This window comes from Staphylococcus simulans, assembly GCF_025561465.1.
Taxonomy (GTDB): Bacteria; Bacillota; Bacilli; order Staphylococcales; family Staphylococcaceae; genus Staphylococcus; species Staphylococcus simulans.
This window is the reverse complement of sequence record NZ_CP095100.1, coordinates 1,960,143-1,983,850: the sequence shown is the minus strand read 5'-3', so window position 1 is coordinate 1,983,850 and position 23,708 is coordinate 1,960,143. Positions and strand designations below refer to the sequence as shown.

Genomic DNA, 23,708 nt, shown 5'->3' with positions numbered 1-23,708 from the left:
TCCGTCCTTTTAGAAACCAACAACAGAACCGTACCAGTGGTAATGGTCACCATTAGACACAGGAATCACGTTACTGTCTGCTGGTTGTAATGAATAATCACGATCCCAAGGATTCCAGAATACAATGACTTGTTGGTTATCTGCAGTAACTGCGTTACCTACAACTGCCATTGCATGTCCAGCATGCATACCTTGAGTCGCTTCAATTTGTTTTCCTAGTATTGCTATACCCTTATTGTCCTTAGTATATTGGTCTACCATATTAAAACTTGGCATTCCATTATAATAAGATGTATTTTTACCTTGAGCACGGCCGTATTGAATCATTTCATCTGCAGTCAAACCAGTGAATTGGAATGCTTGACCAGATAGTCCAGGGTGGATTTGATGCATAACGTCTTGTGCTCTATATTGGCTTGTGTTTTTAGTAGCGTTTAATAATGCAGCCATTGTATAACCTGCACACCAGCCATTGTTGCCTTGTTGTTCACGAATTTGGAAGTTAGGTAGTAAGTTGACATATTTAGTCGCAACACTGCTGTGTGTAGCTTCTGTTTGTGTCGCATTAACGGTTTGTTTTAATTCTAAATTCGGAACTGCAGGTGTTGACGGTTTTGTTTTATCATCTGGTAATTTTGTTTGCATGACTAGATCTAAACGTTTGTCATGTTCAATGTAGTAACCGTCTTTATTTGTGAATATTGTAATAGGGGTATTGTTTTGGCGATATTGATTTAATTCGTCAGAGATGAATTTTGAAATACGCACACTATAGTTGGCATTATTTTTATTTGCGTGTACGTCATTTTCACTCTTAGGCGTTACAGTGAGGATATACTTAATTGTGTCGCCTTGCATAACAGGGTAGTAGAAGTTGCCATCCTCTTGGCCATTGAATTTGTAGATTTTAAAGGAGTGACCGAGTTTGAATTCTCCGTTATTACCGGAACGATCAATTTGAGAAAGGGCTTGTGCATAACTTGAGAAGTGTTGTTTCGCTTCTTGTTTTGCTTGACCCGGAACATCGGTGTTATCAACTTTAATTTTAAGTGAATCGGATGAAGCATTTGCGGTAGTTGTTTGTTGTGTGACGTATGACAATGCACCGCTGATGACCATGATGGCTGCAAGCAGCAACATGGAAGCAGTTTTGAAAAATGTTTTTGCTATATTCAATTGCTATTCCTCCATTCAATAAAATTGATTTGTGAAATATCTCATTTTTAATATAACATAAAAGAATTTAAAAAATAGGGTAGTTTTTAAGTATTTGATATTACTATCGGTTTCTAGTTTGTGATAAGAATAATTGATAATTTTATTAAATGAAAACAATTGAATATGATTGGGTTGTGCAGGTTTAAATAAAATAAAAAAACACTTGTCGCAATGACAAGTGTTCCACTCGAGCTATTATTTAGCTTTCCAGAATTCTCCTTCTGGACTGCTTAATTTTTCAATTTTTTGTTGTAAAGCTAGTTTTTTCAATTCTTTTTGCAGCAATTTTTTCGGCCATTCATAGATTGTTAGTAACTCTTCTAGTGTAACGAATTGCTGTTCTTGAATATACGTTTCAAGTTTAGGCGGTAATTCCTTTTCTATAGGTGTGCCCATTAATTCATTAATGATATAAGTATAAATGTGGTAAGGATATAAGCCTTCGACTTTTAAACCTTCTTCGGTTACATCTTCATTGAAAAAGACAAGAGAAGGTGCTTGATCGACTTCCATTTCTCTCGCAATATGCAAGTCGACTTTCAGACTTTCAGTGAGCTTTCCACTCTTTAAATCTTCTTTGAATACGTCATAATCCAAACCTGCATTCTTCGCAGACGCTTCAATCATATTTTCAGTGATAATATCACGTTTCGGTATAATTTCATTCTGCATTAAATGAATAAAACGTTCTGCACGTGCACGCCCTTGAAGTTCAGCAGCTTTATATGCCAATGCGATATTATCGTTTTCTGAACTACTTTGAGCTTGGCACTTCGTCAGTATGCGTAAGGATGGGTTTAATATATGACGAATACGGATATATTGTTTATATTCAACTCTTAATTTAGATAGTATTGCGGATAGTTTAAAACAATCTTCATCAAACGGATCGAAGAAAGAATAAATTTCTATCTTGCTCACAGGTGAAAGGTTCATTTCATCTTGTCTATGATTACATATTAACTTTAACTCTTCAGACATCTCATTCACCTACAATTAATTTTCAGAATTAACCATATGATTTGCGGTCAATCGCAATCTTTCATATAGGTATTCATCAACACCCGCAGGCAGCTCTGCATGTTGAATCGCTTTATTCATATTTTCTAACCAAGCATCTCGTTCAAAGGTTGTTATGCGAAAACCCATATGTCTCATTTTTAACATCGGATGGCCATGTTCTTCAGTATAAAGTGCTGGGCCTCCTAGAAACTGCGTTAAAAATTGTTTTTGTTTTCGACTGGTTTCCGCAAAATCACCAGGGAAGAGGTGGTTGATTCTTTCATCTTGTTCAACAAGAGAATAAAAGTAATCTATCATGTGATATAGACGTTCTTGGCCTATTACTTCGTAAGGTGTCAAAGCCATTTTCTCACCCTGTTTCTTTAATATATATCTAATATAACATGAATTTTTACAATTAAAAGTAATACGACTTTTGACTGAGTGCTACCGAATTGTGCTTAATGATTATTTGTTTTTTACTTCAAAAAAGCGAGCGACTTTATTTTTAGGAATATACGATTGAATATTGAAATCTTGTAAGATTTCTTGAAACTTCTTCAAACCTTCTTCGGGTTGTTCCACTTCAAATTCAAGCTCGAAATCCTCAGTACCAAGGTATTCGCTATGATCTAGTACAAGGAGACCTTCATCAATCTCTGTCTCCATGCGGTGGGTCGTTAATGCCCCTAATACATAAAGTTGTGTAACATCTATACCTGTTTCTTGTAAGACAGAATGAATCGGATCTGGCAGTTTGTAAGGTGTAAGATGCATGTCTTGTTTTGGCACGACTTCAGTCATGTGATTATATTCAGTTAAACCTACTTTAGCAGGTACTTTTAATGTCATTTCATACGTGTCATCAATTTCACGAATTCTGAGTGCCATCAAGTGTTCAGCTAAAGCGAAATCCGGTGTATCAATATAATGATTTTTTTGCGTAAAAGGTTTTAATGTATTAAAATATCTATTTCTTAATGCTTCGTATTGATTATGTGTCAGTAGTTGCTTATATTCGATTTCTTGATTAATAGTCATCAGTTCACCTCTGTGACTATATATTATGGACGATTTGAAAACTATTTGAAAGTATTTCAATTTATAGGCTTCGTGATACAAAGCATTTAGGTTGTGTAATGAGTGATGTACATATGTTAAAATAAGTAGGAATAACACAAGGAGGATTTAGGTTATGCGTATTTATGTGAACGAAATAAAAGTGAAAGATGATGGCATTTATTGCTATACAGATAAATCGACAGAAGGGTTGACTGAAGCAGGGCAAATGCTCGTTGATAGTGACAATTACGGGTTTGCTCATATCCTTGATGATGGACAATCCTATTCCTATCTTATCTTTGTGCAAGAGACTTGGTCTATGCTTCATGAAAATAAGGGGAAAGCAATTTATGTAAATGACGATTTAAAATTAGAACAATTTGACCAAGAGTTAGATTATATCTTAAGTAATATCAAAGGGAACTCAAACTATGGTAAGGATTTTGTGGCGGAAGTCGAAAAAACGTTTGAGTTAGAGTGAAGCGGAGTGAATCGCAATGAATCAATGGGATCGATTTTTAGCACCTTATAGACAAGCAGTTGAAGAACTTAAAGTAAAATTAAGAGGTTTGCGTAAAATTTATGATTTAGAAGCCGATGCGTCGCCAATCGAATTTGTAACCGGACGTGTGAAGCCGTTAACAAGTATTATTGAAAAAGCGACTGAGCGCGATATATCATTTGATCATCTGCATGAAGAAATGTATGACATCGCTGGTTTACGTATTATGTGCCAGTTTGTGGATGATATACCCGTTGTCGTTAATCTGCTTAGACAACGCAGAGACTTTAAAGTTGTTGAAGAAAGAGATTATATCAACAATACAAAAGAAAGCGGCTACCGTTCATATCATGTGATTATTCAGTATCCGATTGAAACGTTGGATGGGCAACGTTCGATATTAGCTGAAATTCAAATCAGAACGCTAGCGATGAATTTTTGGGCGACTATTGAGCATACTTTACGTTATAAATACGATGGAGACTATCCTCCTGAAATTCAAAAACGCTTAGAAAATGCGGCAGAAGCTGCCTTTTCACTAGATGAAGAGATGTCTGAGATCAAAGACGAAATACAAGAAGCACAACGTTACTATTCTAAAAAACGTGCGAAAAAACATAATCAAGAGTGAGGTGCTTTATGCGTTATTATATCGTGTCTAAAGGGGACCACAAATCAAACAGCATCAAAGAAAATATGGAAGCACAAATGGAAGCGAACAATATGATTAAAGATGCCGACGAACCTGAAATTGTTATTTCTGTCGGCGGGGATGGAACTTTATTAGAAGCCTTCCATCAATATTGTCATCGTGTGAATGAAACTGCATTTGTCGGTGTACATACAGGGCATTTAGGATTTTATGCAGATTGGCTGCCGCATGAAGTAGATAAATTAATAGAAGAAATTGCAGATGGAGATTACGAAGTCATTCAGTATCCTTTAATCGATATTATTGTGAACTACAACGATGACAAAGAACCTTCACATCATATCGCACTGAATGAAGCAACGATGAAAACTGAAGATAATACAACACTTGTAGCAGATGTTAATTTACGTGGACAACACTTTGAAAGATTTAGAGGAGACGGTTTATGTATTTCCACTCCTTCAGGATCAACTGCCTACAACAAAGCACTTGGCGGTGCTTTGATTCATCCTTCGTTGCGCGCAATTCAATTGACTGAAATTGCATCCATCAATAACCGTGTGTTCCGTACAGTCGGTTCACCGATTGTTATGCCAGAACATCATTATTGCCTGATTACACCAGTCGATCAACGCGTGATTATGACATCTATCGACCACGTTACAACGAAACATCACAATGTAGAAAGTATTGAATATCGTGTAGCTAAACAGCGTGTACGATTTGCACGTTTCAGACCATTTCCATTCTGGAAACGCGTCCACGATTCATTTATTTCTGACGGCAGAGACGAATGAAATTTCACTATGACATTGAAACACCGGTTTTATTAAAGACTTTTTTACAAGAACAATTTTATTCAAAGAAAATGATAAGTGCCATTAAACAAAATGGCGCTTTACTTGTAAATAAGCAACCTGTAACTGTGCGAAAACAAATGACAGAAGGCGATACGTTAGAAGTTGTGCTGCCTGAGGAGAGACCAAGTAAGAATTTAATCTATTATCATGCACCGTTAGATGTTTTATATGAAGATGATTATTATTTAGCCGTTTCAAAACCTGCACATCAAAATTGTGCGCCGTCTAGAGAACATCCGCATGAAAGTTTGATTGAACAAGTTTTGGCATATTTAAACCCAGATAGTAGTCAAACGGTTATCGTGCCGCATATTGTGACACGACTAGACCGTAATACACAGGGTATCGTATTGTTTTCTAAACATGGACATTTTCATCACAGAATGTCTGACGTAAAAATGGAGAAAATATATCAATGCATTTGTTTTGGATTATTATCTGGAGAAGGCGATATTATTGCGCCAATCGCACGAAAATCTGACAGTATTATTGAACGTCAGGTCAATGAAACAGGCAAGTATGCAAAAACCAGTTACCAAACCCTTTCAGCGTGTGACCGTTTTACATTAAGCCGCGTACAGCTGCATACTGGACGAACCCATCAAATTCGTGTGCATTTTCAATATATAGACCATCCACTTGTCGGAGACAGTTTATACGGCGGCACACACCCATCCATACAAGGACAAGCGCTTGTATGTACGGATTTAAAGTTTATCCACCCTGTGACACATAAATCGGTAGTTTTAAAGGATAGCGTAAGGCAAAAAGCACTTGAGGACCTTTTTCAACAGCTTTGTAGAGAGAGTTAAGAAGTAAGGAGGAGGCCAAATTGGCAAAAGAAGATGATAAATTTGTAGATGAGCCAGAAGTCTATAACAAAGATTTATTAGATCAGCTCTTAATAGATAATGATATTGATGCATTTAGAGAAGAATTCTTATCCATGCATACGTATGAACAAAGTGAGTTCTTCGAAGATAGTGATGATGAAATCAGACAAAAAATGTATCATCTCTTATCACCGAAAGAAGTCGCGAGTTTCTTCGACCAACTCGAGTTAGATGATGACGAGTACGATGAACTCTTTGAACAAATGAAAGCAAGTTATGCGGCACATATTTTAGAAGACATGTCTTATGACAACGCCGTAGATATTATGAGTCATTTGACTAAAAGTAAAGTCGCTACTTTATTAGCGTTAATGGATCAGCAAGATGCGAAAGAAATCAAAGCCTTGCTGCATTATGAAGAAGATACTGCCGGCGGTATCATGACGACGGAGTATATTTCTTTAAAGACAACTACACCTGTTAAAGAAGCATTGATGCTGGTTAAAGAACAAGCACCTGATGCTGAGACGATTTACGTTATCTTTGCAGTAGATGATGATAAACATCTCGTAGGTGTCTTATCTCTGCGTGATTTGATTGTCGCAGAAAACGATGCTTATATTGAAGATATTATGAGTAATCGTGTGGTCAGTGTCAACGTGGCAGATGACCAAGAAGACGTTGCGCAAAGAATGCGTGACTATGACTTCATCGCCATGCCGGTTGTAGATTATCAAGACCATTTACTGGGTATAATCACAATCGATGATATCGTCGATGTTATCGATGAAGAGGCATTAGAAGACTACTCTGGTTTAGCCGGTGTCTCTGATATTGATTCAACAGACGATTCAATTTTTAAAACAGCTAAAAAACGTCTGCCTTGGTTGCTCATTTTGACGTTTTTAGGTATGATAACTGCAACTATATTAGGGTCATTCGAAGAAACATTAGAAAAAGTTGCATTACTTGCGGCCTTTATTCCGATTATCAGCGGGATGTCAGGTAACTCAGGGACACAGTCCCTAGCGGTGTCTGTACGTAATATTACGACTGGCGAGATTGAAAATCAAAGTAAGTTCAAAGTGACGCTTAAAGAAGCGGGTTCTGGCTTTGTCTCTGGTTTAGTCTGTGCAACCGTACTCTTTACCATTATTGTAATTTTATATGGTACACCGTTATTAGCACTGATTGTAGGTGGCAGTTTAACGATTGCGATGACAGTCGGTACAATGATGGGTTCAATCATTCCATTGATAATGACGAAACTGAAAATCGACCCTGCTGTAGCTAGTGGTCCATTTATCACAACAATCAACGATATTATCAGTATGTTAATTTACTTCGGATTAGCTACATCATTTATGTCATATCTCACATAAGGAGGGACACATGGAATTTGTATCACTCGTCATTGTTGTCATGGCTGCGTTTTTAACGCCGATTATTGTCAACAGACTTAATATCAATTTTCTACCTGTCGTTGTGGCGGAAATTTTAATGGGATTAATCATCGGACAATCCGGTTTCCATTTAGTCGAACGCGACAACATCTTGAATATTTTATCAACACTAGGTTTTATTTTCTTAATGTTTTTAAGCGGTTTGGAAATTGATTTCAATGCGTTCAAAAGCGATAAAAATGAGCCTGAAAAAGCTAAAAATAAAAACAAGAAGAAAGCACCGGGTCATTTACAATTATCATTATTTGTATTCTCGCTGATTATGATTGTTTCAATCATTTTAGCGTATGCATTTAAATGGTTTGGCTTGATTGATGATGTCTTATTAATGGTCATCATCATTTCTACAATTTCATTAGGTGTGGTAGTACCAACACTTAAAGAAATGAATATCATGCGCACAACCATCGGACAGTTTATCTTGTTAACGGCTGTATTAGCTGACTTAGTTACGATGATTTTATTAACTGTATATGGTGCAATTAACGCTAAAGGCGGCGGCACATTATGGTTGATTTCGATTTTAATTGTCTTTACCATTATTTTCTATTTCCTTGGCGGGATTTTCAAAAAAGCACAATTCCTTCAAAAATTGATGGATGGGACAACACAAATCGGTATTCGTGCAGTTTTTGCGTTGATCATCTTATTAGTGGCATTAGCAGAAGGTGTAGGTGCTGAGAATATCTTAGGTGCCTTCTTAGCAGGTGTAATTGTATCACTGCTTGGTCCTGACGAAGATATGGTAGAAAAACTGGACTCATTTGGTTATGGTTTCTTTATCCCGATCTTCTTCATTATGGTCGGTGTGGATTTAAATATTCCTTCACTGATTAAAGAACCATCAATTTTAATCATTATTCCAGTGCTGATCATCGCATTCTTAGTATCTAAGATTATTCCTGTATATGCGATAAGACCTTGGTTTGATCAAAAAACCACATTGTCTTCTGCCTTTTTACTGACATCTACGTTATCGTTAGTAATCGCAGCAGCTAAAATCGCTGAACAACTTCATACGATTACACCAGAAATCTCTGGGATCTTAATCCTGAGTGCTGTCATTACGTGTGTATTTGTTCCGATTGTCTTTAAGAAGACATTCCCAATGCCGACAGAAGCGACACGTCGTATTAACGTCAGTCTGATTGGTAAGAACCAATTAACGATTCCGATAGCGCAGAACTTGATGTCTGATTTATACGCGATTACGTTATATTATCGTAAAGATTTAAGTGATAAGCGTAATTTATCAAATGATATTACTACTGTTGAAATTGCAGATTATGATGAAGCGATACTTGAAAAGCTTGGACTCTTTGATAGTGATATTATAGTGTGTTCAACCAACGAAGATGAATTAAACTATAAAGTCGCACAAATGGCTAAAGAACACGGAGTGAACCGTGTTATCTGCCGCTTTGAAGAGGGCGGAGAAACAGAAGCAGAATTACGTCAATCAGGTGTTGAAATCTTCAGTAGTTTCTTAAGTAATAAGATCTTGCTGACAGGTTTAATTGAAACACCGAACATGTTGAACTTATTAAGCAACGTTGAAACATCATTATATGAAATTAAAATGCTTAACTATAAATTCGACAACATTCAATTACGTAACTTCCCATTCGACGGCGATATTATCTTCGTACGTATTGTACGTGATAATGAATCGATTGTACCGCATGGTGATACGATGTTACGTTACGGTGACCGCTTGATTGTGACAGGTTCGAAAGAATATGTAGATGAATTGAAACGTGATTTAGAATATTATTCACTCGGTTCAATTTAAACTTAAAACGAAAGTCTAATGAGATGTTAGGCTTTCGTTTTTTATTTCTACGATGCATACCATAGATAATGGTTGAAACAAGTCTATTAGAACAAAAAATGTTATAATACTAATAATCAAAATTTGAATCATTAATTGAGTAAAAGGAGCGTTTTCATGTTTAGTTTAGAAGGAAAAACATACGTTATTATGGGAATTGCGAATAAACGCAGTATTGCTTTTGGGGTAGCCCAAGCTTTAGATGAATTAGGAGCAAAACTAGTCTTTACATACCGTAAAGAACGTAGTAAGAAAGAATTAGATAAACTTGTTGATCAATTAAATCAAAAAGAGCATCTTACGTACCAAATTGATGTTCAAAGTGATGACGAAGTAATCGATGGATTCAAAAAAATCGGTGAAGATGTAGGCCGAATTGATGGTGTCTTCCATTCTATCGCATTTGCGAATGTTGAAGACTTACGCGGTCGTTTCTCAGAAACTTCAAGAGAAGGATTCTTACTTGCACAAGACATCAGTTCTTATTCATTAACAATCGTTTCAAGAGAAGCGAAAAAATTAATGCCTGAAGGCGGCAGCATTGTTACTACAACTTACTTAGGCGGAGAATACGCAGTACCTAACTACAACGTAATGGGTGTTGCGAAAGCCAGCTTAGAAGCAAACGTGCGTTATTTAGCATTAGACTTAGGTCAAGACAATATCCGTGTTAATGCTGTTTCTGCAGGTCCAATTCGTACATTAAGTGCGAAAGGTGTTGGCGGTTTCAACACAATCTTAAAAGAAGTTGAAGAACGTGCACCATTAAAACGTAATGTTGATAAAGAAGAAGTCGGCAAAACAGCTGCTTTCTTATTAAGTGATTTATCAAGCGGTGTAACAGGAGAAAACATCCACGTTGACGCTGGTTTCCACGTAATTAAATAATCATACTCAGCATAGCCCACTATGATAGTCCAAGACTAAAATAGTGGGCTATTTTTTTAATTCGGCTATTCAATTCTTTAAATGAAGTGTATGATAGTTACGGGAATAAAATCAAAAGTGGGTGGACAAGGATGACAGAAAAGATTCATCAACAAGATAAGTCGTATTCAAATAAAATTCTAGCTTCTTCAATGCTTGGATTCGGGCTAGAGAATATGGACATTATGTTTTTAGCCTTTGCGCTATCAAGTATTATTAATGAGTTCCATATCAGTTCTGCAGAAGCCGGTTTAATCGCTTCGATTACGAACTTCGGTATGTTGTTCGGAGGTATTATTTTTGGCGTGCTTGCAGACAAGTATGGTCGTATTCGTATCTTTACATACACGATATTTATTTTTGCGATAGCAACCGCATTACTTTCAGTCTCTTCTAATATTTATATGGTCTATATTTTAAGATTCATTGCCGGTATGGGCGGCGGTGGAGAATTCGGTATCGGGATGGCGTTAGTGGCTGAAGTGTTTAAGAAACAACGTCTAGGCCGTGTTTCTTCAGTAGTCGCAATCGGAGGTCAAGTCGGCGCATTGATTGCTGCGCTGTTAGCTGCCGCAATTTTACCGCATCTCGGTTGGCGCGCGCTCTTTTTAATCGGTGTGGTACCTGTGATTTTAGCATTCTACATTCGTCGTAATTTAGATGAAACAGAATCATGGAAACAAGCAAAAGCAAATCGTACGTTAGAGAAGAAAAATCAATCGCCAATCGGTTTATTATTTAACACGAAACATATGGCACATACGACAATCGCATTAACGATTATGTCGAGTGTACAAGTTGCTGGGTATTTTGGTCTAATGAACTGGTTACCGTCTATTCTTCAAAAACAACATGGCTTAAGTGTTTCTAACTCATCACTTTGGACCATCAGTACGATTGTCGGTATGAGTTTAGGTATGTTTGCGTTCGGACAAATATTAGATCGCTTCGGTGCCAAACTTTCTTATACGATTTTCCTTATCGCATCAGCTGCATCTGTCTTTATTTATGTCTTTGCGCAAAGTGCAGTCGCATTACTGATCGGTGGGGCCTTTGTCGGCTTCTTCGTTAACGGTATGTTCGCAGGCTATGGGGCAGTTATCAGTAGTTACTATCCAACACATATTCGTAGTACAGCGAATAATGTCGTCTTCAATATTGGACGTGCATTAGGTGGCTTATCACCGATTGCGATAGGGTATTTAATGGATCATTATGGCATGAGTACAACAATGATTTTCCTTGCCTGTCTTTATATGATTTCACTTGTGATGATGTTATCGCTTAGAAATATGCCGTTGAAAGGCAGAAAAGCGATGCGCGCGAATCAAGCATAATCTAAAAGTAAATAAGTCTTATCAATGTAAAAAGCGTTCAACTTCATTTTAGAGAGTTGAACGCTTTTATAATACTCGTTAATCTTTAACTTCACTTTGTGCTTTCCGCATAATATCTTGACGGTAAACAAAGATATTACGGACGACTGTTTTAATCACTGCGTATAATGGAACCGCAACTAAAATTAAAACAAATCCGCCTAGGTTACCGGCCGCTAAGATAACAATGATAATCGTAAGCGGGTGAATGTTAAGTGATTTACCCATAACATTCGGTGTAATGACATTACCTTCTAATTGTTGGGCAACGAGTGTTACCACACAGACCCAAATAAATGCCGTCGGACTTTGAATAATTCCGATGATTGCGGCAGGTAAGAAGGACATCCATGGTCCTAAGAATGGAATCATGTTTGCGACACCGGCGAATAACACAAGTAAAAGTGTATATTCTAAACCGATAATTGTATAACCAATGTAAAGAATAATTCCTAAAATCACACTCACTGTGACTTGGCCTTGAATGTATGATTGTAATGTATAGTTCACATCTTTTAATAAGTTAGTTACAAATACTTTGCGGTCACCATTGAATAATTTAGCCACTGAAGGAATGAACTTCTCGTGGTCTTTCAACATGTAAATTAAGAAGAATGGCACCATAATCAGTAAGAATAGTGTAGAGATAATTTGAGAGACAATCGCAATCGAATTAGATAGGATATTTGTCACATTATCTCCGAATGATTTGACAACTTTATTGATGCGATCTGTTACATCATTAGGAAGTTTATCCATTTGGTCTAGTGTATATTGTATGATTCCTTGAACTTCTTTTTGAAGTTGCGGTGCTTGTTTAATCAACCCGTTAATTTGATTAGCGATGAGTGGCGCAACGACTGTAATTGCAGTTGCAGTTAAGCCGATTAAAATCACAAAGATAATCGAAATACTGCCCCAACGCGGAACTTTGCGTTTTTCTAAAAACTTTTGAAGCGGTAAAAAGACATAAAATAAAAAGCCGCTTAAGATAAATGGTAAAATGACTGATTGAATAATGATAATCAGCGGTTTAAAGATAACATGTACTTCCATAATCAATCTGATTAATAGAAATAATATCAATAACATGATTCCCGTTCGGAACCACACCTTATTTAGCATTGATGATGTCCTCCTAAAGAAATAGACTTATAAACCATTATAGACTAAATTAAGTTATTGAAAAAGTCATATTTCTGTAGAAATGTAGATTATTTCCTGAGAAAATTTATGATTATTTCTATGAAATACAAAAGAGGAAACGGTATACGCTTCCTCTTTTTAATCTATTTCAATTGTTTATGTCTATCTCATTTTAAACTTCTTCTAAGTTATTTTGTGGTGGGAGCTTTTTATTTTTAGCACCTTTTTCTTTGGCAACTGCTTCATTTTCATTGAAATGTGCATCCTTTAAACGTTTCGGATAGTCTTCAAGCCAGAATGTCGCAGTTGGCAATTTGTTTGGATCTGGTTTGTAAATCGCGAAGTTACCAGAACCTTTTTGTTTCATTTGGAACTCGTAATCTTTTAAAGCGTCAACCGCAGGACGATGGAGTATCCAAATCGCAATAATATTGAGCCATGCCATCATACCTACACCTAAGTCACCCATACTCCAAGCAACATCAGCTGTTTTAATTGAACCATAGAAAGCTGCGAAAATTAACGCAAAACGTGCAACTGTGAACCAAATTTTTGTCGTAAAGACTGAACTGTTTCTTGTCATATACGCAATATTTGTCTCTGCGATGTAGTAATATGCGAGTATTGTTGTGAAAGCGAAGAAGAATAATGCAATCGCAATAAAGTATGAACCGATACCAGAGAAAGCAGGATCAAAGTGATAGCTGCCGCCTTGTAAGGCTTTATCGATACCTGCTTGTGCGTACATTGCTGTACCTGAGTAATCTTTCGTACCGTCAGCGTTTTGAACATAGATACCATTATCTTTGATTAATTCCGGAATACCACCTGGCTTTAAATCGCCGTTTGTTGTATTATATGTGCCTGAAATTAAGATGATTAATGCTGTTGCTGTACATACGAATAATGTATCGACATATACTGAGAATGATTGAACTAAACCTTGTTTGGCTGGGTGAGAGACTTCAGCTGCAGAAGCGGCGTGTGGTCCTGTCCCTTGTCCAGCTTCGTTTGAATACAAACCACGTTTTACACCGATTTCAATCATGGCACCGAAGATACCACCAAACGCTGCTTGCATACCGAATGCTGATTTAAAGATTAATCCAAATAAAGCAGGTACGGCTTGGATATTGATGATAATAATAAAGACTGCCATTAAAATATAAAGAATAGCCATGAATGGTACGACTGCTGTCGCAACATTAGCGATCCATTTAACACCGCCGAAAATAATCAGACCTAAAATGACCGCAATTGTAACTGCAACAATCCAGTTTGGAATTTGGAACGCGTTGTTCATTGAACTTGCGATTGCGTTAGATTGTACCCCTGGTAATAATAAACCTACTGAGATAACCGTTACAATCGCAAAGACTAAACCGTAAATTTTACCTAGACGTCCATTAATCCCATATTCAATGTAGTAGGCGGGACCGCCTCGATATTCACCTTTTTCTTCACGTTTGAAGATTTGACCTAATGTTGATTCGATAAATGCACTGCTGGCACTTAAAAATGCGGTTACCCACATCCAAAAGACTGCACCCGGACCCCCAATAAAGATAGCTGTAGAAACGCCGACGATATTCCCCGTACCGACACGTCCAGCTAAAGAGAGTGCAATCGCTTGGAAACTTGAGATTCCAGTCGGTGATTTTTCACCGTGGAACATTAAACGAATCATCTCTTTAAAATGCCTGACTTGAAAGAATTTCATCATCAAAGAAAATAAAATCCCCGTAATCAATAGACCATAAACAAGCGGTTTACTCCACACAATTTCATTAAACCAAGCTACAAAACTTTCTAGCATAATGATTTCCCCCTTAATAAAGCGAAAAAGAAAACGCTTACATTTTACCCCTAAAAAAATAAGCGCATTATGTTTCGCTACTGTATGTGTTTCGACATGCATCAGTGACATTGATTTTTTTCAATTATACTTTGAATAAAAGTTCCGTGCAACACTTTTAATGAAAATAAACATTAAACTTTACAAATAAATACTTATAGGATTAATCGGAATGGCACAATAAAGCTAGTTAATATCTAGCTTATTACCCAATGCGCATAAAAATTGTTAAACTAGAGTTAAATTCAACAATAAGGAGAGAGTATTGTGAGTGAACTAGAACCAGGTGTTGTGACTCAAACACAATTTCATAGTGACATTTTAGAACGTGATATTACGTTATCTATCTACTTACCTAAAAATTATTCACCATTATTTAAATATAAATTAGTGTTTTGTTTTGATGGTTTAGACTTCTTTCGTTTCGGACAAATTCATCGCGTCTATGAACGCTTAAGAGAAGATGAACAAGTAGAACGCGCCATTTTCATTGGTTTCCATTATGAAACCGTGGATAAGCGAAGAGAAGAATTTTCACCGAATGGCAGCCGTGCACCTTTAACTGTCAAAGCAATGGGACAAGAGTTGTTACCGTATATCGATAAAACATTTCCGACATTTAAAGTGGCGAATGGACGTGTGTTATTAGGTGATAGTTTAGCAGGCTCAATTGCGTTAATGACGGCACTTTCGTATCCTCGTTTATTTAATCAAGTCGGTATGTTCAGTCCGATGTTTAATGAAGTCGTCGATTTACTCGCAAATCGTTGTCAGTTTATTGATCAGTTAGATATATGGCAAGCGGTTGGCAAAGAAGAAATTGACTTTGCGTTGCCGACTACAGGTGAACGTGCGGATTTCTTAACACCAAATCGTGAATTAAAAGACTTGTTAGAGAAGTTTAATGTTACACATTATTATGAAGAATTTGATGGGGGACATCGTTGGAAGTACTGGAGAAAGCTAATGGAACCCTTACTTTTATACTTTTTAGCAGAGTAAACCATTCAGTAAATTCTGTAAAGTCACAGTTTTTGGTAACGATTTCATAGAATGTTTGCTATAATGGCCATATAGTTCAATCTAAGGAGGAATTCAAATGATTTTAGGGTTAGCATTAATTCCATCAAAAACATTCCGTGAAAAAATTGATGCATATCGTAAACGTTATGATGAACGCTATGCGCAAATCCCACCTCATATTACAATCAAAGATTCATTTGAGGTTGAAGATAATGATTTTGACAGCGTGAAAGAAGATATTCAATCACGTATCGAAGGCATTGCGCCACTTCACATTCATGCAACGAAAGCATCAAATTTCGCACCTGTAAATAATGTGATTTATTTTAAAGTTGAAAAAACACCTGAATTAGAAGAATTAGATAATCGCTTCAATAATGGTGATTTTTACGGCCAACCAGAACATTCATTTGTTCCGCATTTTACAATTGCTCAAGGTTTAACAAGCCAAGAATTCGAAGATATCTTTGGACAAGTTAAACTGGCTGGTATTGATTACGAAGAAACAATTAGTGAGTTGACATTATTGAAATATAATAATGAAGCTGACAAATGGGAAACAATCGACACATTCAGTTTCAAATAAGCTATGAAGTGTATGAAAGATCTCACAGCATTTCAGTGATAAAAAGTACGGGGCTGAGACATTGTGATATTGAGGGCTCGATAGTGTAGATATTACTATCTATTTTCAATGTCTTAACCTCTTACTTTTAAATACATATACAAAAAGGCAGCCGATTCTATGTCTGAATCGGCTGCCTTTTTATGACAACTTACATTATTTTGTTGGTTGTTGTTTTTGAATACGCAGGAAATAAATCCCATAGAAAATGGCTAAGAAGACGAAGACGCCTCCTGAGAAGTAGAACGTCATATTCAAGTTATTCGTAAATTGATAAAGCATTCCACCGATAAGTGGACCAATCATAGCACCGACGCCTTGGATGCTGTTAAAGACACCCCAAGTTTCTTCTTGTTCATCTTTCTTAATGAACTTAGCCATGAACGTATTCCAAGCTGGTAATAAAAAGCCATACATTAAACCAATAAACAGTGCGACACCCCACACAAGGTAGATCTGTGTAATGAGTGAAAGACTAAATATGGCAAGTGTATATAATACAAAGCCTGTAAAAATCGCACTGAACATAAATTTATTACCATGATGATCGATGATTTTTGATAAGAATAGCATGGATATAGCGCAACCGACACCACCAATAATCAAAGCTGCCGTATATTCAACCATACTAACTTTTACCACTTTTGTTGCGTAAGTCGGTAAAATCGGTACAAGTGCACTGATTGAAGCACCTTGTAAGATAATACCTGGAAATAGGACACCATTTGAATGTGCCACACGTTTAATTTGCGCAAGTTGTTCTTTTAAACGACGTGTTTTGTAGTTAGTGAGACGGATTTTAACAAAGTAATAAAGTATCCAAGCTGCTAACACAACGAGTGCCATTAAGAATGTAAAGTGTGTTGGATGCACTTTAACAATTAGCAGCATGCCAATCATACCTGCTAATAAACCAAATAGCCATGCGAAATAAACATGGCCCATTTGTTTACCACGAGATTCATCACGTACACTAGATAGCATAATGACCCAAATTGGGCTTGAAGCGACACCTAGTAAGATGGAACTCATAATTAAAATAATGGCATTATAAGGGAACCAAATCACTAAAAACAAACTGCCGAAAGCCAGTAAAAAGCCGAGTGTCAATACTGGTTTCGCACCGAATCGTTTTAATAAGAAGCCGACAACAAAGTTTGTTGCGGCATCAGAAATATAATGAATGGAAACTGCAGCTGAGGTTACACCGACAGCTACTGAAGAAACAGTAGGTAAGAACGGAAGGTAACCTAAGACAAACATGCCTCGTGCGAATTCCATAAAGAACAATATAAACAACATAATTATGAAATTACGTTTATAGTTTGCGTTGTATTTACTTGAGGAAGAGCTTTGCATATAATGGTACCTTTCCATAAATTTCTTCTGTTTGTGAAGACTCATCTAAGAGATGAAGTAAGTCTCGGCATAATTTATAGGTAGGGTATTTGACTTTTAAGTCTTGCATACGAGCAACCATTGTATCTAGTTCTTTTTCATCTTGTGTTAAATCTGTAATTAAAGCAATTGCTTCTTCTGTTGTGTCCGCCACTTTACCCATGCCTTTAGACTCAAAGTAAAGTGCATTTTCTAACTCTTGACCTGGCGCTGGATCTAAGAAAATCATCGGCACTTTACGTGCAAGCGCTTCTGATATCGTAATACCGCCAGGCTTAGTAATCATAAGGTTAGAGGCTGCCATCCATTCGTTCATATGATGTGTATAACCTAAAATCAACACATTATGATTGCCTTTAAATTGATGCTTTAAATTACGTTTTAATTCTTTATTGCGTCCGCATACCATTACAACTTGTGTCTCTGGCGTACGTTCTAAAATATCGGCAATCATTGATTCAAAGCCTTTAGATACACCAAATGCACCCGCAGACATTAAAATAGTAGGACGGTTAGGATCTAAGCGATTTTGACGCATCCAAGCGTCTTTATCAATGTCTTCTTCAAATTGTGATGAAATTGGAATACCTGTAACTTTTATAATATCTTGTGGTACGCCGATATCTTTAAATTCTTGTTTTAAGTCTTCTGTAGCGACATAGTAACGTGAAGAGTGGGGCGTTACCCAGTTTTTATGTAAGCGATAATCTGTCATTACCGTCGCAATCGGGATATTCATATTAAATTGTTCTGTTAAAACAGACATGACCGGCGTTGGGAATGTCAGTAAAATCAAATCAGGTTTTTCTTTAATCAACAAATTGATCAATTTGTTTAAACCGTAGTATTTGTAAAAACATTTATCAATGTCTTTTGGGCGGCTATAGTAAAAGCGTTTGTATGAATTTCTGAAATATTTAAAACTATTGATATAATACTTTTTGCAAATGGATGTTAAGATGGGATGTGCTTCTAAAAATAAATCATGTTCAATCACAGATAAGTGTTTAAGATTCATTTCATTTAATTGATTCACAACGCTGTTCGTCACTTGCAAATGGCCGTTCCCGAAAGAACCTGTAATTATCAATATCTTCTTATTTTGAGTAACCATGAAACCAGCCACCCTCCAGTTAGTAGATTTAATGTTGTCTATGTGAAGCTAATATATAGAATATATTGCTTTGTCTACAGTGTAACGTATGTTGCAGCCAGATTAAATAATATTGACGCTAACATCACTGAATTATAACACTTATTCACAGAGTATAAAAATATTTTCATACTTTCTTAACATTTGGTTCAATGAAAAAGAGATTCGTGATTTGTAAATTGTGCTTCTCTTATATAGGAAGTATTTGAATTTAATATGTAATTGACAGCGTAATCGATATATTAATAACGTAGAAAAATGTACAATAGAAAATGAACTCACGCATCTAGATTTCTAAAGAAAAAATGTATAATATAGTAGTATTGGAAAAGAAGGGGCGATCGATGTGAAAGCGAACGAATTGTTCGAAAAGATAAAATCGAAACAAGTACTTGGCAGTTTAGATAGAGAAGTAGATGATGTAACAACAGATTCTCGTACTGCAAAAGCAGGCAGTATTTTTGTAGCTTCAAAAGGCTATACAGTAGACAGCCATAAATTTTGCCAAAATGTAGTTGAACAAGGCTGCAAAGTGATTGTAGTAGAACGTGAACAACAATTAACAGGCGATGTGACACAAGTGATTGTGCCGAATACAAGACGTGTCGCAAGTTTGATTGTACATAAATTATATCAATATCCGAGCGAAAAATTGGTAACGTATGGTGTGACTGGTACGAATGGTAAAACATCTATAGCAACGATGATTCATCTAATTCATCGTAAATTAGGAAAAGGCAGTGCTTACTTAGGTACAAATGGATTCCAAATCAATGAAACAGTCACAAAAGGTGAAAATACAACACCAGAAACTGTGACATTGACGAAGAAAGTACATGAAGCAGTAGATGCGGGTGCTGAAGCCATGACATTAGAAGTATCAAGTCATGGTTTAGCTTTAGGTCGTTTAAGCGGTGTTGAATTTGATGTTGCTGTTTTTTCAAACTTAACACAAGACCATTTAGACTTTCATGGCACTATGGAAGCATATGGTCACGCGAAGTCACTCTTATTCAGCCAATTAGGTGAGGATTTAAGTAAAGAAAAATATGCAATCGTCAACCAAGATGATGCATTCTCTGAATACTTGAAAACCGTAACACCATACGAGGTATTTACGTATGGTATTCATAATAAAGCACAATTCCAAGCTGAAAATATCAAAGAATCATTAACAGGTGCTTCATTTGATTTTGTGACACCAGACGGTACATTCCACGTGGATTCACCTTATGTCGGTCAATTCAACATTTCAAATATTATGGCAGCGATGACGGCAGTTTGGAGTAAAGGTACACCTATGCAAGACATCGTGGACGTAGTCAGCCAATTAGAACCAGTTGAAGGCCGTTTAGAAGTGTTAGATCGTTCACTACCAATTGATTTAATCATTGATTATGCCCATACGACAGATGGTATTGAAAAGCTGATTGATGCGGTTAAACCGTTTGTGAAACAAAAATTCATTTTACTTGTCGGTATGGCAGGAGAACGCGATTTAACGAAAACACCAGAAATGGGCAGACAAGCAAGTCGTGCAGATTATGTTATCTTTACGCCGGATAATCCAGCGAATGATGATCCGAAAATGTTAACACATGAATTAGCTAAAGGTGCGACACATGACAATTATGTAGAGTTTACGGATCGTGCTGAAGGAATTCGTCATGCGATTGAAGTTGCAGAACCAGGCGATACTGTTGTATTAGCTTCAAAAGGACGTGAGCCTTATCAAATTATGCCAGGTCATGTTAAAGTACCACATCGTGATGATTTGATTGGTTTAGAAGCGGCTTACAAGAAATTTGGAGGTGGCCCTTCTGAAGATTAGGACACTTCAAACGATAGAAGGTGCAATCGTCTATAGTTATACAGATGAAACAATGCAGAACCAACTCATTGCGGTTCCTGATATGAGTTGGTCTGCGTTGATAGATAAAAAGGAGTCAGCAGAAGATGTAGAAGAAGACTTAGTAATGGAACTATTTAACTTAATGGATGAAGCTGAAGCGGAAAGCTTAGCGCACGAACTGACTTTAATTCTATTTGATAAAGGAGACGAAAGATGAGTATAAAGGATGAAATTGAATCCAGAAAAACCTTTGCGATTATTTCTCACCCGGATGCCGGGAAAACCACTTTAACTGAAAAACTACTGTTATTTGGCGGTGCCATTCGTGAAGCAGGGACGGTTAAAGGGAAGAAATCTGGGAAATTCGCAACAAGTGACTGGATGAAAGTGGAACAAGAACGTGGTATCTCAGTAACAAGTTCTGTGATGCAGTTCAACTATGATGATTTTAATATTAATATTTTAGATACACCGGGGCATGAAGACTTCTCGGAAGATACGTATCGTACGTTAATGGCAGTCGATAGTGCTGTGATGGTAATTGACTGTGCCAAAGGGATTGAGCCTCAAACATTAAAACTCTTCAAAGTATGTAAAATGCGTGGTATTCCTATCTTCACTTTCATCAACAAACTGGATCGTGTTGGTAAAGAACCTTTCGAGTTGTTAGATGAAATTGAAGAAACTTTGAATATTAAAACGTATCCGATGAACTGGCCTGTAGGTATGGGTCAAAAATTCTTCGGTATTATCGATCGTGAAGATCGTACGATTGAACCATTCAGAGATGAAGAACACTTATTGCATATCAATGAAGACTATGAAATTGAAGAAGAACATCCAATTACAAACGATAGTACCTTCGCACAAGCAATTGAAGAGTTTATGTTGGTGGAAGAAGCGGGCGAAGAATTCGATAACGAAATGATGTTAGCAGGTGAATTAACACCTGTATTCTTCGGTTCAGCATTAGCAAACTTCGGTGTACAAAGCTTCTTAAATGCTTATGTAGACCATGCACCGATGCCTAATGGCCGTTTAACAAAAGACGAAGAAGAAGTGAGTCCATTTGCGCCTGACTTCTCAGGATTTATCTTTAAAATCCAAGCTAACATGGACCCTAAACACCGTGACAGAATCGCATTTATGCGTATTGTCAGTGGCGCATTTGAGCGTGGTATGGACGTGAAGCTACAACGTACAAATAAAAAACAAAAAGTAACACGTTCAACATCATTTATGGCGGATGATAAAGAAACAATCAACCATGCAGTTGCGGGAGATATTATCGGTTTATATGATACAGGTAATTACCAAATCGGCGATACATTAGTCGGTGGCAACCAAAAATTCAGTTTTGAAGATCTGCCACAATTCACACCTGAACTCTTTATGAAAGTATCACCGAAAAACGTAATGAAGCAAAAACACTTCCATAAAGGTATTGAACAATTGGTACAAGAAGGTGCCATCCAATACTACAAAACATTGCATACCAACCAAATTATTTTAGGTGCTGTAGGGCAACTGCAATTCGAAGTTTTCGAACACCGTATGAATAATGAATATAATGTCGATGTGATTATGGAACCCGTTGGCCGCAAGATTGCACGTTGGGTTGAAAATGAAGAAGATATCCAAGATAAGATGAGTACAGCGCGTTCTATCTTAGTACAAGACCGCTATGAACAAAAAGTATTCTTGTTTGAAAATGAATTTGCGACGCGTTGGTTTGAAGAAAAATTCCCTGAAATTAAACTTTATAGTTTATTATAGGTATCCAATGGGGTATAATTATTTTAAATAAATGAATACCTATGACAGTCATGTCAGAGGGGAGTAACTTACGAAGTTGGATTCAATTCCGCTTCAACATTCTTATCGTCATTACGAAATGCATAGACATTTCCGGTAAAATGGAGTCCGTACAAACAGCTATGGATTCAAGTGAGACCTTTGCTATTTATTTAGCATAGGTCTCTTTTATTTTGTCCACGTTTTTTAGCCAGACGATTGAATTATTTTGAAGGAGTGGTCATTGAATGGATCCGAGTTTAATTTTATCCTACGGATGGGTATTGCTCGTACTCGTATTTTTAGAAGGATTACTAGCTGCGGATAACGCAGTGGTTATGGCAGTAATGGTAAGACATTTACCGCCTGAGCAAAGAAAGAAAGCATTATTTTACGGTTTATTAGGAGCCTTTATCTTTAGATTCTTATCATTATTCCTAATCAGTTACTTAGTAAACTTCTGGTTTATCCAAGCAGCTGGTGCCGTTTATTTACTATATATGTCAGGACGGAATTTATATCAATTCTACAAATCCAAAGGTCATGGACCTGAACAACCAGAAGGTGATGATCATCACTATGATGAGCACGGAACTGAAAAGAAAGTCAGCCCGAAAGCCTTTTGGAGTACTGTTGCGAAAGTCGAATTTGCGGATATTGCCTTTGCGATTGACTCAATGCTTGCAGCAATGGCCATTGCCTTCACGTTGAAACCAGTTGGTATTCATTTCGGCGGTATGGACTTAGGTCAATTCGCAGTAATGTTCATGGGTGGTATGATCGGTGTTATCTTAATGCGTTTTGCGGCAACTTGGTTCGTAGAACTATTAAATAAATATCCTGGTCTTGAAGGTGCAGCCTTTGCGATTGTTGGATGGGTTGGTATCAAATTAGTGGTACTTGTTCTTGCACATCCACAAGTTCATTTAATTCCAGAACATTTCCCACATTCAACATTATGGCAAATCATTTTCTGGGGTGTCATGATTGGACTTGTTATCTTTGGTTGGTTATCATCTTTACGCCACAACAAAAAGAAAGCAAAAGAACAATCAAATTCATAATACAATATGCAATGACAAACCGTTTATCTTTATTGATTCAAAAGATAGACGGTTTTTGTTTTACCTTCAGAT

22 protein-coding genes are annotated in these 23,708 nt (G+C 36.8%); 14 read left to right on the top strand and 8 right to left on the bottom strand.

Annotated features, from left to right (window positions below; genetic code table 11):
• Window positions 1-9 precede the first annotated feature (9 nt).
• From MUA87_RS09340 to MUA87_RS09325, 4 genes are all read right to left on the bottom strand, one after another.
• Complete coding sequence (locus MUA87_RS09340) at window positions 10-1,176, bottom strand: C47 family peptidase (RefSeq protein WP_002481955.1); 1,167 nt, start codon at window positions 1,174-1,176, stop codon at window positions 10-12.
• A 237-nt stretch (window positions 1,177-1,413) separates the two neighbouring features.
• On the bottom strand, window positions 1,414-2,199 hold the full coding sequence (gene yjbH / locus MUA87_RS09335) for a protease adaptor protein YjbH (RefSeq protein WP_060803849.1): 786 nt from the start codon (window positions 2,197-2,199) through the stop codon (window positions 1,414-1,416).
• 15 nt (window positions 2,200-2,214) lie between these two features.
• Window positions 2,215-2,586 carry a truncated hemoglobin YjbI gene (locus tag MUA87_RS09330; protein WP_262550626.1) on the bottom strand — a complete coding sequence of 124 codons (372 nt, stop codon included), beginning with the start codon at window positions 2,584-2,586 and terminating at the stop codon, window positions 2,215-2,217.
• 102 nt (window positions 2,587-2,688) lie between these two features.
• Complete coding sequence (locus tag MUA87_RS09325; RefSeq protein WP_262550625.1) at window positions 2,689-3,261, bottom strand: CYTH domain-containing protein; 573 nt, start codon at window positions 3,259-3,261, stop codon at window positions 2,689-2,691.
• A 154-nt stretch (window positions 3,262-3,415) separates the two neighbouring features.
• On the opposite strand from MUA87_RS09325, the gene MUA87_RS09320 reads away from it, so the two are divergent.
• From MUA87_RS09320 to MUA87_RS09285, 8 genes are all read left to right on the top strand, one after another.
• Window positions 3,416-3,763, top strand: a complete 348-nt coding sequence (locus MUA87_RS09320; protein WP_002480403.1) for a UPF0738 family protein — start codon at window positions 3,416-3,418, stop codon at window positions 3,761-3,763.
• Window positions 3,764-3,779: 16 nt separating this feature from the next.
• Window positions 3,780-4,415, top strand: coding sequence for a GTP diphosphokinase (locus MUA87_RS09315; protein WP_002480404.1), 636 nt, complete (start codon window positions 3,780-3,782; stop codon window positions 4,413-4,415).
• Between the two features lie 8 nt (window positions 4,416-4,423).
• Entirely contained in the window at window positions 4,424-5,233 is an 810-nt protein-coding gene (locus tag MUA87_RS09310; RefSeq protein ID WP_002480405.1) for an NAD kinase, read from the top strand.
• Complete coding sequence (locus MUA87_RS09305) at window positions 5,230-6,108, top strand: RluA family pseudouridine synthase (RefSeq protein WP_262550623.1); 879 nt, start codon at window positions 5,230-5,232, stop codon at window positions 6,106-6,108. Before MUA87_RS09310 ends, MUA87_RS09305 begins: the two co-directional genes overlap by 4 nt.
• Window positions 6,109-6,128: 20 nt before the next feature.
• Window positions 6,129-7,511 (top strand): magnesium transporter, encoded by a 1,383-nt coding sequence (gene mgtE, locus MUA87_RS09300; protein WP_002480407.1) that lies wholly within the window; start codon window positions 6,129-6,131, stop codon window positions 7,509-7,511.
• A 10-nt stretch (window positions 7,512-7,521) separates the two neighbouring features.
• Window positions 7,522-9,384: a monovalent cation:proton antiporter family protein gene (locus MUA87_RS09295; RefSeq protein WP_002480408.1), complete on the top strand. Its 1,863-nt coding sequence runs from the start codon at window positions 7,522-7,524 to the stop codon at window positions 9,382-9,384.
• A gap of 156 nt (window positions 9,385-9,540) precedes the next feature.
• Window positions 9,541-10,311 carry an enoyl-ACP reductase FabI gene (gene fabI, locus MUA87_RS09290; RefSeq protein WP_023015812.1) on the top strand — a complete coding sequence of 257 codons (771 nt, stop codon included), beginning with the start codon at window positions 9,541-9,543 and terminating at the stop codon, window positions 10,309-10,311.
• A 131-nt stretch (window positions 10,312-10,442) separates the two neighbouring features.
• A complete protein-coding gene (locus MUA87_RS09285; RefSeq protein WP_023015813.1) occupies window positions 10,443-11,687 on the top strand; it encodes an MFS transporter in 1,245 nt (414 codons plus the stop codon).
• A 78-nt stretch (window positions 11,688-11,765) separates the two neighbouring features.
• Here the strand turns inward: MUA87_RS09285 and cozEa are convergent, their stop codons facing one another.
• Window positions 11,766-12,851, bottom strand: a complete 1,086-nt coding sequence (gene cozEa / locus MUA87_RS09280; RefSeq protein ID WP_002480411.1) for a lipoteichoic acid biosynthesis protein CozEa — start codon at window positions 12,849-12,851, stop codon at window positions 11,766-11,768.
• A 193-nt stretch (window positions 12,852-13,044) separates the two neighbouring features.
• Window positions 13,045-14,688 (bottom strand): alanine/glycine:cation symporter family protein, encoded by a 1,644-nt coding sequence (locus MUA87_RS09275; protein WP_262550621.1) that lies wholly within the window; start codon window positions 14,686-14,688, stop codon window positions 13,045-13,047.
• 306 nt (window positions 14,689-14,994) lie between these two features.
• Here MUA87_RS09275 and MUA87_RS09270 point away from each other — a divergent pair, with 306 nt between their 5' ends.
• Window positions 14,995-15,729, top strand: coding sequence for an esterase family protein (locus tag MUA87_RS09270; RefSeq protein ID WP_002480413.1), 735 nt, complete (start codon window positions 14,995-14,997; stop codon window positions 15,727-15,729).
• A gap of 97 nt (window positions 15,730-15,826) precedes the next feature.
• On the top strand, window positions 15,827-16,336 hold the full coding sequence (locus MUA87_RS09265) for a YjcG family protein (protein WP_002480414.1): 510 nt from the start codon (window positions 15,827-15,829) through the stop codon (window positions 16,334-16,336).
• 195 nt (window positions 16,337-16,531) lie between these two features.
• On the opposite strand, the gene ltaA is transcribed toward MUA87_RS09265, so the two are convergent.
• Together ltaA and MUA87_RS09255 are read right to left on the bottom strand one after the other, a co-directional pair.
• Window positions 16,532-17,734 carry a lipoteichoic acid biosynthesis MFS flippase LtaA gene (gene ltaA / locus MUA87_RS09260; protein ID WP_262550619.1) on the bottom strand — a complete coding sequence of 401 codons (1,203 nt, stop codon included), beginning with the start codon at window positions 17,732-17,734 and terminating at the stop codon, window positions 16,532-16,534.
• Window positions 17,712-18,887 carry a diglucosyl diacylglycerol synthase gene (locus tag MUA87_RS09255; RefSeq protein WP_057510810.1) on the bottom strand — a complete coding sequence of 392 codons (1,176 nt, stop codon included), beginning with the start codon at window positions 18,885-18,887 and terminating at the stop codon, window positions 17,712-17,714. The genes ltaA and MUA87_RS09255 overlap by 23 nt, the downstream gene beginning before the upstream one ends.
• Window positions 18,888-19,272: 385 nt before the next feature.
• Here MUA87_RS09255 and MUA87_RS09250 point away from each other — a divergent pair, with 385 nt between their 5' ends.
• The 4 genes from MUA87_RS09250 to MUA87_RS09235 all read left to right on the top strand — a co-directional run bounded on the left by MUA87_RS09250 (window position 19,273) and on the right by MUA87_RS09235 (window position 23,636).
• Window positions 19,273-20,757, top strand: coding sequence for a UDP-N-acetylmuramoyl-L-alanyl-D-glutamate--L-lysine ligase (locus MUA87_RS09250; RefSeq protein WP_057510811.1), 1,485 nt, complete (start codon window positions 19,273-19,275; stop codon window positions 20,755-20,757).
• On the top strand, window positions 20,738-20,995 hold the full coding sequence (locus MUA87_RS09245) for a YueH family protein (RefSeq protein ID WP_023015819.1): 258 nt from the start codon (window positions 20,738-20,740) through the stop codon (window positions 20,993-20,995). The genes MUA87_RS09250 and MUA87_RS09245 overlap by 20 nt, the downstream gene beginning before the upstream one ends.
• Entirely contained in the window at window positions 20,992-22,554 is a 1,563-nt protein-coding gene (locus MUA87_RS09240) for a peptide chain release factor 3 (protein WP_262550617.1), read from the top strand. The genes MUA87_RS09245 and MUA87_RS09240 overlap by 4 nt, the downstream gene beginning before the upstream one ends.
• Before the next feature lie 266 nt (window positions 22,555-22,820).
• On the top strand, window positions 22,821-23,636 hold the full coding sequence (locus tag MUA87_RS09235; protein ID WP_002480420.1) for a TerC family protein: 816 nt from the start codon (window positions 22,821-22,823) through the stop codon (window positions 23,634-23,636).
• The last annotated feature ends 72 nt before the right edge of the window (window positions 23,637-23,708 follow it).

What these genes read in the sequence shown, in the direction of transcription:
- MUA87_RS09305 (WP_262550623.1), top strand. Translation starts at nt 5,230, where the DNA reads ATGAAATTTCACTATGACATTGAAACACCGGTTTTATTAAAGACTTTT.
- fabI (WP_023015812.1), top strand. Translation starts at nt 9,541, where the DNA reads ATGTTTAGTTTAGAAGGAAAAACATACGTTATTATGGGAATTGCGAAT.
- MUA87_RS09255 (WP_057510810.1), bottom strand. Translation starts at nt 18,887, where the DNA reads ATGGTTACTCAAAATAAGAAGATATTGATAATTACAGGTTCTTTCGGG.
- MUA87_RS09285 (WP_023015813.1), top strand. Translation starts at nt 10,443, where the DNA reads ATGACAGAAAAGATTCATCAACAAGATAAGTCGTATTCAAATAAAATT.
- MUA87_RS09265 (WP_002480414.1), top strand. Translation starts at nt 15,827, where the DNA reads ATGATTTTAGGGTTAGCATTAATTCCATCAAAAACATTCCGTGAAAAA.
- MUA87_RS09330 (WP_262550626.1), bottom strand. Translation starts at nt 2,586, where the DNA reads ATGGCTTTGACACCTTACGAAGTAATAGGCCAAGAACGTCTATATCAC.
- cozEa (WP_002480411.1), bottom strand. Translation starts at nt 12,851, where the DNA reads ATGCTAAATAAGGTGTGGTTCCGAACGGGAATCATGTTATTGATATTA.
- MUA87_RS09320 (WP_002480403.1), top strand. Translation starts at nt 3,416, where the DNA reads ATGCGTATTTATGTGAACGAAATAAAAGTGAAAGATGATGGCATTTAT.
- MUA87_RS09295 (WP_002480408.1), top strand. Translation starts at nt 7,522, where the DNA reads ATGGAATTTGTATCACTCGTCATTGTTGTCATGGCTGCGTTTTTAACG.
- ltaA (WP_262550619.1), bottom strand. Translation starts at nt 17,734, where the DNA reads ATGCAAAGCTCTTCCTCAAGTAAATACAACGCAAACTATAAACGTAAT.
- MUA87_RS09315 (WP_002480404.1), top strand. Translation starts at nt 3,780, where the DNA reads ATGAATCAATGGGATCGATTTTTAGCACCTTATAGACAAGCAGTTGAA.
- MUA87_RS09235 (WP_002480420.1), top strand. Translation starts at nt 22,821, where the DNA reads ATGGATCCGAGTTTAATTTTATCCTACGGATGGGTATTGCTCGTACTC.
- MUA87_RS09325 (WP_262550625.1), bottom strand. Translation starts at nt 3,261, where the DNA reads ATGACTATTAATCAAGAAATCGAATATAAGCAACTACTGACACATAAT.
- MUA87_RS09275 (WP_262550621.1), bottom strand. Translation starts at nt 14,688, where the DNA reads ATGCTAGAAAGTTTTGTAGCTTGGTTTAATGAAATTGTGTGGAGTAAA.
- MUA87_RS09310 (WP_002480405.1), top strand. Translation starts at nt 4,424, where the DNA reads ATGCGTTATTATATCGTGTCTAAAGGGGACCACAAATCAAACAGCATC.
- yjbH (WP_060803849.1), bottom strand. Translation starts at nt 2,199, where the DNA reads ATGTCTGAAGAGTTAAAGTTAATATGTAATCATAGACAAGATGAAATG.
- MUA87_RS09240 (WP_262550617.1), top strand. Translation starts at nt 20,992, where the DNA reads ATGAGTATAAAGGATGAAATTGAATCCAGAAAAACCTTTGCGATTATT.